Raw genomic sequence first — 11,029 nt, 5'->3', positions numbered from 1 at the left:
CACACCCCCCCCCCGCCCCCTGTCCCCCCCCCCCCCCCCCCCCCGTCTCCCGCCCCCCCCGGGGGGGTCAGGCGGAGGGGGAGGCGCCGTCCGCGGCCGTGACGGCGGCCCCGTAGCGGCCGGCGCGGCCGTCGAGCTGCTCGCGCAGCGCCAGCACCGCCGACACCCGGCCGGTGCCGCTGTGCACGTCGTCCACCGTGGACAGGCCGGCCGTGATGGCGGGGTCGGCCCTGGCCACGCCGACGGCGCCGGTGGAGTCGGCCGAACCCGCCCGCCCGGCCAGCACCGCCCCGGCCCCGGAGCGGTCCAGCTGGGCCGCCAGCCGGGCGATGACCGCGGCGGCCTCACCGCCGTCCACGCCCTCCACCGCGCCGCCGGTGAGCACCAGCAGCAGATCGGCGGGCGCGGGCGGCGGGCCGGGGGCGACGAACCCGGCCGCGACCAGCCCGGCCAGCACCGGTTCGGCCGCCTGCTGGCCGGCACCAGGGCCGCTCAGCACGCCGCCGAGCAGGCCGCCGACCAGGCTGCCGGTGTCGGTCGCGGCGGGCAGCTGGGCGCCGGCCGGCAGCAGCTGGGCGGCCAGCTCGCGCAGCTGGTCGGCGCGGGCCGGGTCGCCGACGGCCGGGGTCAGCGCGACCTCACCGGCCACGACGGCCCCGGTGGTGGCGATCAGGTCGAGCACGGCCGCGCGGTCGGTCTGGTCGGCGCCCGAGGTCACCAGGGTGACCGCCTTGCCCTGCAGCAGCCCCCGCACGGCCGCCGGACCGATCCGGGCGGCGAACTCCTCCGCGCCGCGCTGCGCCCCGGCCAGCCGGTCGCGCTCCGCGGTCAGCGCCAGCACCTGCCCGTCGAGGTCCTCCGCCTGGCTGACCGCGGCCGAGAGCAGCCGGTCGGAGACGCCGCTGGCGCCCAGCAGCACCCCGACGGCCAGGGCCAGGAACACCGCTCCGATCGAGATGACGTGGTAGCGCAACGAGATCATCTAGAACCCCGATCCGGCGAGCACGCCGGTCCACAGCTGGGCGAGCCACGACAGCACCGCGTCCCCCGCGTCGGAGACCAGCAGCGCCGACAGCCCGACCGCGACGGCGGCCAGCACCATCAGCCAGACCACGCCGACCGGGACGCGGCTGCGGTAGAGCGTCGCCAGCGCCGAGCCGTCCACCAGCGTCCCGCCGACCTGCAGGCGGGTGAGGAACGTCGAGGCGTTGCTGGTGGCCCGGCTGCGGTCGAGGAACTCGGCCATGCTGGCCGAGAGCCCCACCGTCACCACCAGCTCGGCGCCGCCGTGCGCGGCCAGCAGCAGCGCCATGTCCTCGGTGTTGGCCGAGCTGGGGAACGTCACCGCGCCAGCGCCCAGGTCCTGCACGCGGTGCAGCCCGGGGGCGTGCCCGTCCAGGTCGGCCGGGACCACCACGTCGGCGCCGCACCCCAGCGCGGCGTTGGAGACGCCCGCCGGGTTCCCGACGATCAGCTGGGGGGTGTACCCGGCGGCGAGCAGCGCGTCCGCGCCCGCACCCACGCCGACCAGCACCGGCTTGCACTCGCGGATGTAGTGGCGCAGCCGGGCCAGCTGCTCGGCGTGGTCGAAGCCCGCCGCCACCACCAGCACGTGCCGCCCGGCCATGGCGACGTCGACGTCGGGCACGCCGTGCCCGTCGAGCAGCATCGCCCGCTCGCGGCGCATGAACTCGATGGTGTTGCCGGCGAACGCCTCCAGCTGGGTGCTCAGCCCGGACTTCGCCTCGACCATGGCGTCGGCCACCGAGTCGGCGTCCTGCACGATGCCGTCGCCGAGGCGCTTCTTCCCCGCGAAGAGCACGCCGTCGGAGATGCGCAGGCGCATCCCGTCCTTGACCGCGTGCATGATCTCCGGCCCGACGGTGTCGACGAGCAGCACGCCGGAGGAGACCAGCGCCGAGGGCCCCAGGTTGGGGTAGCGCCCGGTGATCGACTGGGCGGCGTTGACCACCGCGATGACCCCGGCCGCGATGAGCGCGTCGGCCGTGGCCCGGTCGAGGTCGAGCTGGTCGATCACCGCGATCTCGCCCGGCTTGGCCCGGCGGGCCAGCGCGTCGGCGCGCCGGTCGACGCGCGCGACGGCGACCAGCCCGGGCAGCTCGGGCGCGGGGCGGTGCAGCAGGTCAGAGAGCTTCATGAGCGCGCCACCATCATGGGCGCACTGTGACAGCCCGCAGCCGTCCGGCTACGCAGGCACGCCGCTCCCGATCGGGCAATAACCGCTGATGGGGAGGGCGATGACGGGCGCATTCACCGCATCGGGGGGTTTACCGCGCGTGAGCGCCGGTGCCTACGCGCGGGCGGCGCGCGAACCCCGACGGGCGGGGTCGGCGGCGGCGCGGTCGGCCTCGCGGTGCGCCCGCGCGGCGCCGAGCAGCTCCTCGGCGTGCGCCCGACCGGTGTCGGTGTCGTCCAGACCGGCCAGCATGCGGGCCAGCTCGCCGATGCGGTCGTCGTCCGGGAGCCTGCGCACGCTGCTGCGGACCAGCCCGCCGCCCCGGGCGGCCTTGTCGACCACGAGGTGGCTGTCGGCGTAGGCGGCGACCTGCGGCAGGTGGGTGACCACGATGACCTGGTGGCGCTGGGCGAGCCGGGCCAGCCGGCGCCCGATCTCCACCGCCGCGCGGCCGCCGACGCCCGCGTCGACCTCGTCGAAGACCATGGTGGGCACCGGGTCGGCGCCGGCCAGCGCGACCTCCAGGGCCAGCATCACCCGCGACAGCTCACCGCCGGAGGCGCCCTTGTGCAGCAGCTGCGGTCCCGATCCGGCGTGCGGGACCAGCCGCAGCTCGACCTCGTCGACGCCGTCCGGGCCGGCGGCCAGCCGCCGCCCGGCCACGGTCAGCGCGTCGTCGGCGCCTGCGGCGGCCTCCCGGGGCAGGACGCCGACCAGCAGCCGCGCGTCGGGCATGGCCAGGCCGCCCAGCTCGGCGGTGGTGTCCTCGGCCAGCCGCTTGGCCGCCTCCGTGCGCGCCGCGGTGACCGCGGCGGCGTGCCCGGCCAGGTCGGCGGCCAGCTCGTCGCGGCGGGCGGCCAGCGCGGCCAGCGCCTCGTCGGAGGTGTCCAGGCCGGCCAGCCGCTCCCGGGCCTGCTCGGCCCAGGCGATGACGCCGTCGACGTCGGCGGCGTACTTGCGGGTGAGCGCCTTGAGCTCGGACTGGCGGGCGAGCACCTGCTCCAGCCGCGCCGGGTCGGCGTCGAGGCGGTCGAGGTAGGCGTTGAGCTCGGTGCCGACGTCGCCCAGCAGGGCCAGCACCTCGCCGAGGCGGGAGTCGAACGCGGTGAGCTCGGGGTCGTCGGCGGCGGCGAGCCGGTGGCGGGCGTCGCCGACGAGGCCGAGCGCGCCGGGCGCGTCCGGGTCGCCGTCCTCGGAGCCGACGAGAGCGGCCCGGGCCGCGGCGGATGCTTCGCGCAGGTCGTCGGCCGCGGTGAGCCTGCGGGCCAGCGCGACCAGCTCCTCGTCCTCGGCGGGCGACGGGGCGACCGCGTCGATCTCGGTCAAGCCGTGGCGCAGCAGGTCGGCCTCCTGCGCCAGCCGGCGGGCGTTGTCGCGGCGCTCGGTGAGCTCGGCGCCGAGCTGCTGCCACTCCTCGCGGACGGCCCGGTAGAGCTGCAGGGGGCCGGCGACCGACTCGCCGGCGAACCGGTCGAGCAGGGCGCGCTGCTCGGCGGGGCGCAGCAGCCGCAGCTGGTCGTTCTGCCCGTGCACGGCGATGGAGTGCTCGGCGAGGCGCACCAGCACCGCCGCCGGCACCGACCGCCCGCCCAGGTGGGCCCGGGAGCGCCCGTCGGCGGACAGCGTGCGCGAGGCGATGAGGGTGCCGTCGTCGGCGTCCGCGCCGATCTCCTCGGCGAGCGCCAGCGCGGCCGCGTCGGCGTGGAAGACCCCTTCGACGATGGCGCGCGACGCTCCGCTGGACACCCGCGACGCCTCCGCCCGCCCGCCGCTGAGCAACGTCAGGCCGGTGACGACCATGGTCTTGCCCGCGCCGGTCTCACCGGTCAGGACGGTGAGACCGGGATCCAGCTCCAGGGTGGCGTCGTCGATCACACCGAGGCCCCGGATCCGCATCTCGGCCAACATGGGACGAAGCGTACGGCGCTCGCCCGACACGCGTGCGTCTAACCGCCGTCCGGCGCGCCCCGCCACCCGCGCACGGGCAGGTCGAACTTGCGCACGAGGCGGTCGGCGAAGGGCTGGCCGTCGAGCCGGACCATGCGCACCGGCACCGCGCCGCGGGCCAGCTCGACTCGGGCGCCGGGCGGCAGCTCCACGGTGCGCCTGCCGTCGCAGTCGAGCAGGGCGCTGGGCCCGTTCGGGTCGACCTCGATGGCGACGTGGCTGCTCGGCGAGATCACCATCGGCCGGGCGAACAGCGCGTGGGCGTTGCTCGGCACCAGCAGCAGCGCCTCCACCTGCGGCCACACCAGCGGCCCGCCCGCGGAGAAGGCGTAGGCGGTGGAGCCGGTCGGTGTGGCGCACAGCACGCCGTCGCAGCCGAAGCCGGAGACCGGCCGGCCGTCGATCTCCAGCACGACCTCCAGGATCCGCTCCCGGCTGCCCTTCTCCACCGCGACCTCGTTGAGCGCCCAGGAGCGGCTCAGCACCTCGCCGTTGAGCCGCACGACCGAGTCGATGGTCATCCGCTCCTCGACGGCGTAGGTGCCGTCGATGATCGCGTCGAGGGCGGCGTCGAGGGACTCCTGCTCGGCCTCGGCGAGGAAGCCGACGTGGCCGAGGTTGACCCCGAGCAGCGGGACGCCGACCGGGCGGGCCATCTCCGCCGCGCGCAGCAGTGTGCCGTCGCCGCCCAGCACCAGGACGACCTCGGCGCCGTCGGCGCAGCCGGGCAGCCCGTCGACGGTGCGCGGGACGAGGTCCTCGGGCAGGCCGTCGCACTCGACCTCGGCCCACTCGTCGTCCAGCACCCGCAGGCGGATGCCCGCCGCGGCCAGCCTGCGGGCGATCGCGGCGGCGGTGCGGCGGTTCTTGCCCCGTCCCGCGTGCAGGACCACCAGTACCTCGCGCGCCATGTCACGTCCTCCGCGGATGCTGGGCCGGAAGAGCCCGTGCACGCAAGGCTGCCCGACGAGCGGCGTCACCGCTGCGGCGCCCCGTGGGTCCGCCGGCCCGGTTCCCGGTTCGACCCCCGAGTCGATCCCCGGGTCGATCCCTGAGTCGATCACGGCATCGGTCACTGCGGACCCTCCTCGACGGCCGCGGCCAGCGTGGCGTCGCCGGTGTCGGCGCCGCGGTGGGCCAACCGCAGGAAGAACTCGACGTTGCCCGACGGGCCCGGCAGCGGGCTCGCGGTGGCTCCCCGCAGCACCAGGCCGATGGCCCGGGCCGCGGCGACGACCTCGGTGAGCGCCGCGAGCCGCAGCGCGGGATCGCGCACGACGCCCCCGGCGCCCAGCCGCGTCCGACCCACCTCGAACTGCGGCTTGACCATCGGCAGCAGCTCGCCCTCCGGCGCGGTGCACGCGGCCAGGGCGGGGAGCACGGTGCGCAGCGAGATGAACGACAGGTCGGCGACGGTCAGGTCGACCGGGCCGCCGACGGCCGTGGGCTCCAGCGCCCGGACGTTGGTGCGGTCGAGCACCGTGACGCGCTCGTCGCTGCGCAGCCGCCAGACCAGCTGGCCGTAGCCGACGTCGGCGGCCACGACGGCGGCGGCGCCGCGGTCGAGCAGCACGTCGGTGAACCCGCCGGTGGACGCGCCCGCGTCCAGGCAGCGCCGGCCGGCGACCGGCACGTCCAGGGCGTCCAGCGCGCCGATCAGCTTGTGCGCGCCGCGCGAGGCCCAGTCGCGCCCGCCCGCCTCCCGCACGGTGACCGGGGTGTCGCGCCCGACCTGCGTCGCGGGCTTGCCCGCCCGGACGCCGCGCACGTCGACCAGCCCGGCCGCGATCAGCTCGGCGGCCTGCTGGCGGGACCGGGCCAGTCCGCGGCGGACCAGCTCGGCGTCCAGCCGCGCTCGGGTGGGCACTGCAGTCGTCCCTGCCGCCACGCCGTCACGCGGTGCCGGCCGGCGAGGCCAGCGCCTCACCCAGCGCGGCGTGCACCCGCTCGAACACTTCGACGTGCTCGGCCAGCGGCCGGTCGGCCAGCCCGTCGAGCGCGGCCACCGCGCGCTCGACCGTCTGGCGGGGGTCGGCCGGGCGGGCCGGTGCGCTCGTCGGCGGTCCCGGCTTGGGGACGGTCATCGATCGGCTCCTGAGGGGCGGGGGGCAGCGCCAACCGTAGCCGAGCCGATCTCACCGCCGCCCAGGCCGAGATCGCGGATCGCCCGGTCGGCGTCGCCTCCGCCGCTGGTCACGCGGGCCGGACCGCCGCCCGCCGCCCAGTGCGCGCCACACAGCGCACGCAACGCGTCCAGCGCGTCACCCGAGCCGGACAGGCGCAGCTCGCCACGATCGGCGACGGTGACCTCCCACCCGGCGCGCGCCCCCGGTGCGAGATCATCCGGATCGGCGTCGAGCGCGTTCATGTCGGCACCGATGTAGTCCGGCCGCCGCTCCGGGGGCGCCGACAGCACCTCGACGGCGTCGGAGACACCGGTGAGCACGAGCAGCGTCGCCATGCCCGCGGCCCGGCCGCCCTCGATGTCGGTGTCCAGCCGGTCGCCGATCATCAGCGGCGCCGACGCCCCGGCCTGCCGGGCCGCCACGTCCAACAGCGCGGGCCCCGGCTTGCCGGCGACCTGCGGCTCGCGGCCGGAGGCGATGCGCAGCACCGACACCATCGAGCCGTTGCCGGGCAGCGGGCCGCGCTCGGTGGGCAGGGTCGGGTCGAGGTTGCAGGCCACCCACACCGCACCGGCCCGCAGCGCCACCGTGGCCTCGGCCAGGATGCGCCAGCCGGTGTCCGGGCTGTGCCCCTGGACCACGGCGACGGCCCCCTCCGCCTCCCGCGTGGTGGCCAACCCGACCGCCTCCACCTCGCCCACCAGCGCCTCGGTGCCCACCACGAGCACGGTGGAGCCCGCCGGCAGCTGCTCGGCCAGCAGCCGCGCCGCCGCCTGCGAACTGGTGACGACCTCCGCGGCCGTGGCCGGGAAACCCAGCTCGACCAGGTGCGCGGCGACGTCCTGCGGCGTGCGCGAGGCGTTGTTGGTGACGTACCAGGTGCGGACCCCGCGCTTCCCCGCCGCCTCCACCGCCTCGGCGGCGCCCGGGACCACGACCGGGCCGCGGTAGAGGGTGCCGTCGAGGTCGGCGAGCAGGACGTCGAAGCGGTCGAGCATGTCGGTCACCGGGACGTGGCCTCCCCGCCGTCGCGCTCTTCCCCGTCCGCGGGGTCCGGCGCGTCCTGGTCGGCCGCTTCCCGGTCGGTCCCCTCCTGGTCGACCACCACGCCGTTGGCACCGACCACGACCTCGCCGTCGGCGTCCACGACGGTCGGGACGTCGGCCTCGGCGTCCCCCGCGTCGTGGGGCTCGGCGTCGGTCGCCTCGGCCGGGGTGCGCTCGGCGGCCGGGACGCTGGTGCCCTCGGTCTCCGCAGCGCGCTCCTCGACCACGACCGACCCCGGGTCGGCGGTGGCCAGCTCGGCGGCGGCATCGGCCGGGGTGTCGGCGGCATCGGTCGGGGTGGCGTCGGTCGGGCTGTCGACAGCGGCGTCGTCGGCGATGTCGGCTTCCACGGCGTCGGCGGCTTCCACGGCGTCGGCGGCTTCCACGGCGTCGGCGGCTTCCACGGCGTCGGCGTCGGGAGCGTCGGCTTCCGCAGCATTGTCGGCAGCGTCGGCGGCGGGGGCGTCGGCGGTGACGTCCTCGGTGTCGGGGACGGCCTCGGCCGGGTCGTCGTCGCGGTCCTCGACGTCCTCGAGGCCGAACTCGACGTCGTCCTCGGGGAGGGCCTCGCCGGTGAGCTCGGCGACGCGCTGGTCGGCGTCGGTCTCGCCGGCGTCGTCGACGTCGGCGGCGTGCATGAACCACTGCAGCGCCTCGTCCTCGCGCCCGACCGCGAGCAGGTTGTCCGCGTAGGCGTAGAACAGCCGCGCGCTCCACGGGTGGCGCTTCGCCGGGTCGAGCTCGGGGATCTGCAGGCCGACCACGGCCGCCTCCAGCTCACCGAGGTCGCGGCGGGCGCCGGCGGCCACGATGGCCAGCTCGATGGTCTCGGCCCGGTCGAGCTCGCGGGCCTCCGGGCCGCGGCTCAGGTCGAGGGCGCGCTCGGGACGGCCGAGCGCGCGCTCGATGTCGGCCATGACGGCGAGGTGCCCCGGCCCGCCACCCATCCGGCGGGCGGCCCGCAGCTCGCCCAGCGCCTCGGACCACTCGCCCGCGTGGTAGGCCGCGATGCCCGCGGCCTCCCGGACGGCGGCGATGCGCGACGCGCGGAACCGCGCGTACCGGGCGTGCGCGAGCGCCAGCTCCGGGTCGACGTCGACCAGGCTGCCCGCGGCCACCAGGTGCCGGGCGACCCGCTCGGCGGTGTCCTTCTGCAGGCCGCGCAGGTCGCGGCGGACCTCGGCGTCCAGCTGGCCGGAGGTGATCGCGTCGGTCAGCGGCGGCTCGTCGATGACCGTCGCGCCGGAGGCGAGCTCGCGACGCCGCTCCTGACCGGGCCGCCCGCGCCCGGAGGTGGGCAGCGGCGGGGCCCCGATGGGCGCGCGCCTGCCGGCGGCCCGGTCCGTGCGACGGGCCGGGTCCTGGCGGTCGCGACCGTAGGGGCGATCGCCGGCAGGCGGACGGCGGTCGCCGTAGGACGGCCGGTCCGCCGACCGCGGGCGGTCCTCGGCGCGGGGGCGCTCCTCGGTGCGCGGCGGACGGATCCCGTCGCTGTCGTCCTGCTCGGGACGCGCGACTGCCGCCGCGTCCTCGGACTCGCCACCGGTGGCGTCCTGGGTGTCGGCCGGGGCGTTCTGGGCCTTGGTCTCGGCCGGGACGTCCGCCGCGGTGTCGACGCCGACCGACTCCGCTTCCACGCCACCCGAATCGGCACCGGAACCGGAACCGCGGGAGTCGGCGCCACCCGAGGTGGCCGGTTCCGGCCGGCTCACCTCGACACGCTCCACGTCGGCGGACTCGGGGCGAGCGCTGCCGACAGGGCTGTCCGGGATGCCATGGCTGTCAGCGCTGTCGATCGGGCTGTCGATCGGGCTGTCGATCGGGCTGTCGACCGGGCCCTCGACCGGGCTGTCGGCGCGGTCGAAGGCCGCCCGGTCGGCGTCGCGCCGATCGGACCAGCTGCGGCTGCCGGCACGCTGGGGGCGCTCGCCGCGCGGGCGGTCGGCGGAGCGGTCGTCGCGCTTGGGGCGCCGGTCGCGGGACCAGTCGTCCCAGCCGCCGCGGGCGCCGGAGTCGCGCCGGTCGTCGCGGTCGGCGCGGCCGGCAGCGGGCCGGTCCTCGCGGTCGGAGCGAGCGGCGGCGGGCCGGTCGTCCCGAGCGCTGCTACGGCGGTCGTCCGACCAACTGCCACGGCTCGGGCCGCGACGGTCCGCACCACGGTCGGTGGAACGGTCGGTGCCGCGGTCACGGCGGTCGTCCTGGTCGCGGCGGCGGTCGTCGCCGGAGCGGGGCCGGTCGTCGCGGCCGGCGGAGCGACGGTCGTCGCCGAAGCCGGGCCGCCCGCCGCGGTCGTCGCGCTTGCCCGACCAGCCCGAGCCACGGCGCTCGTCGCGGTCGGGGCTCCGGCGCCCGCCGGACCACCCCGGTCCGGTGCGCTCGTCGCGCGCGCCGCGGTCGCTGTCCGATCCGCTCGGACGGGCGGTCCGGTCCGACCAGCCGGCACCGGAGCGGCCGTAGCCACTGCGCTCACCGGAGCGCCCCGATCCGCCACGGTCGTCGCGGCGGTAGCCGCCGCGCTCCCCGGAACGGGTGTCGTCGCGACCGCCGCGCGGGCCAGAGCTGCGCCCGGTCGAGCCGCGGTCGTCGCGGCCGCCACGTCGATCATCGGAGCCGAAGCTGCGCCCCGTCGACCCGCGGTCGCGGTAGCTCGGACGGTCGTCCGAGCCGAAGCCGCCGCGCCCCGTCGAGCCGCGGTCGTCGCGGCCGCCGCGGCGGTCGTCGGAACCGAAGCTGCGCCCCGTCGACCCGCGGTCGTCGCGACCGCGCCGGTCGTCGGAGCCGAAGCCGCCACGTCCCGCCGAGCCGCGGTCGTCGCGGCCGCCGCGGCGGTCGTCGGAGCCGAAGCTGCGCCCGGTCGAGCCGCGGTAGCCGGGGCGGTCGTCGCGGTTGTCGCGGAATCCGCCGCGCCGGTCGTTCGGGCGGTCCTGGCTGCCGCGGCTGCCGCCGCGGTCACCGGAGCGGTCGTCGCGGTCGCGCCAGCCACCGCCGCGGGAAGCCGGGCGGTCGACCTCGTCCCGGTCGCGCCGGGAGAAGCCCTGGCCGCCGCGGTCGTCGGACTTGGAGTCGCGTCCGTAGCGCCCGCCCCCGTCGGGCCGGCCCGCGCCGCGGTCGGGCCGCGCGGACCAGCCGGAGCCGCGGCGGTCGCCGCTGTCGTTCGAGCGCGGGGGGCGACGGTCGTCGCGGTCCTGCCAGGTGCGGCGCGGGCGGTCGCGGCCAGCGTCGTCGCGCTTGTCGTCGCGCTTGTCGTCGCGGCGCGCACCGCCCGAGCGGTCGCCCGATCCGCGGCGATCGTCGCGCTGCGACCATCCGCTGCCCGTCCGGGAGGCGCCGTAGGACCGGTCGCCTCGCTCCGAGCGTGCCTGCTGCCCGCCGGTGGAGCGCGATTCGCGCCCGCCGCTGCGGTCGTTCCGGTCCTTGGGGTTCCGTGCGCTGCCGCGGTCGTCTCGCCGTGGACGGTTATCGCCGGAACCATCCGCGATACTCACCTGTCGAGGATACAGAGCGCTCGACCTGCGGCGCCGGGCCGCCCACCGGCGGTCGGCCTCGCGCACCGCGCCAACAACTCGATCACCCGAAAACGCGCGCAAAAAAAGGGCCCGGTTCCGCAAATAGCGGAACCGGGCCCCAATGTTGAATGTCGGCGGCGACCTACTCTCCCACACCCTGACGAGTGCAGTACCATCGGCGCTGGAGGGCTTAGCTTCCGGGTTCGG

Annotated in this window: 8 protein-coding genes and 1 rRNA gene; all 9 read right to left on the bottom strand. The window is 77.4% G+C overall.

The window, feature by feature from the left end; translation table 11 throughout:
* Positions 1–67: 67 nt before the first annotated feature.
* A complete protein-coding gene (locus tag KDL28_RS37820; RefSeq protein ID WP_252446308.1) occupies positions 68–982 on the bottom strand; it encodes a copper transporter in 915 nt (304 codons plus the stop codon).
* Positions 983–2,158, bottom strand: coding sequence for a putative cytokinetic ring protein SteA (gene steA / locus KDL28_RS37815; protein WP_252446307.1), 1,176 nt, complete (start codon positions 2,156–2,158; stop codon positions 983–985).
* A 153-nt stretch (positions 2,159–2,311) separates the two neighbouring features.
* Positions 2,312–4,105, bottom strand: a complete 1,794-nt coding sequence (gene recN / locus KDL28_RS37810) for a DNA repair protein RecN (protein ID WP_252446306.1) — start codon at positions 4,103–4,105, stop codon at positions 2,312–2,314.
* Positions 4,106–4,143: 38 nt separating this feature from the next.
* On the bottom strand, positions 4,144–5,055 hold the full coding sequence (locus KDL28_RS37805) for an NAD kinase (RefSeq protein ID WP_252446305.1): 912 nt from the start codon (positions 5,053–5,055) through the stop codon (positions 4,144–4,146).
* Positions 5,056–5,216: 161 nt separating this feature from the next.
* Positions 5,217–6,011 carry a TlyA family RNA methyltransferase gene (locus KDL28_RS37800; protein ID WP_252446304.1) on the bottom strand — a complete coding sequence of 265 codons (795 nt, stop codon included), beginning with the start codon at positions 6,009–6,011 and terminating at the stop codon, positions 5,217–5,219.
* Positions 6,012–6,036: 25 nt separating this feature from the next.
* Positions 6,037–6,228 (bottom strand): hypothetical protein, encoded by a 192-nt coding sequence (locus KDL28_RS37795; RefSeq protein WP_252446303.1) that lies wholly within the window; start codon positions 6,226–6,228, stop codon positions 6,037–6,039.
* Positions 6,225–7,277, bottom strand: a complete 1,053-nt coding sequence (locus KDL28_RS37790) for an HAD-IIA family hydrolase (RefSeq protein WP_372497173.1) — start codon at positions 7,275–7,277, stop codon at positions 6,225–6,227. Before KDL28_RS37790 ends, KDL28_RS37795 begins: the two co-directional genes overlap by 4 nt.
* Entirely contained in the window at positions 7,274–10,867 is a 3,594-nt protein-coding gene (locus KDL28_RS40970) for a hypothetical protein (RefSeq protein ID WP_256503538.1), read from the bottom strand. Before KDL28_RS40970 ends, KDL28_RS37790 begins: the two co-directional genes overlap by 4 nt.
* An 84-nt stretch (positions 10,868–10,951) precedes the next feature.
* Positions 10,952–11,029: ribosomal RNA gene (rrf, locus tag KDL28_RS42440) — 5S ribosomal RNA — on the bottom strand; the annotation flags it as partial.

The sequence above is a fragment of the Pseudonocardia humida genome (assembly GCF_023898865.1).
Taxonomy (GTDB): Bacteria; Actinomycetota; Actinomycetes; order Mycobacteriales; family Pseudonocardiaceae; genus Pseudonocardia; species Pseudonocardia humida.
This window is presented reverse-complemented; position numbering and strand designations above follow the sequence as displayed.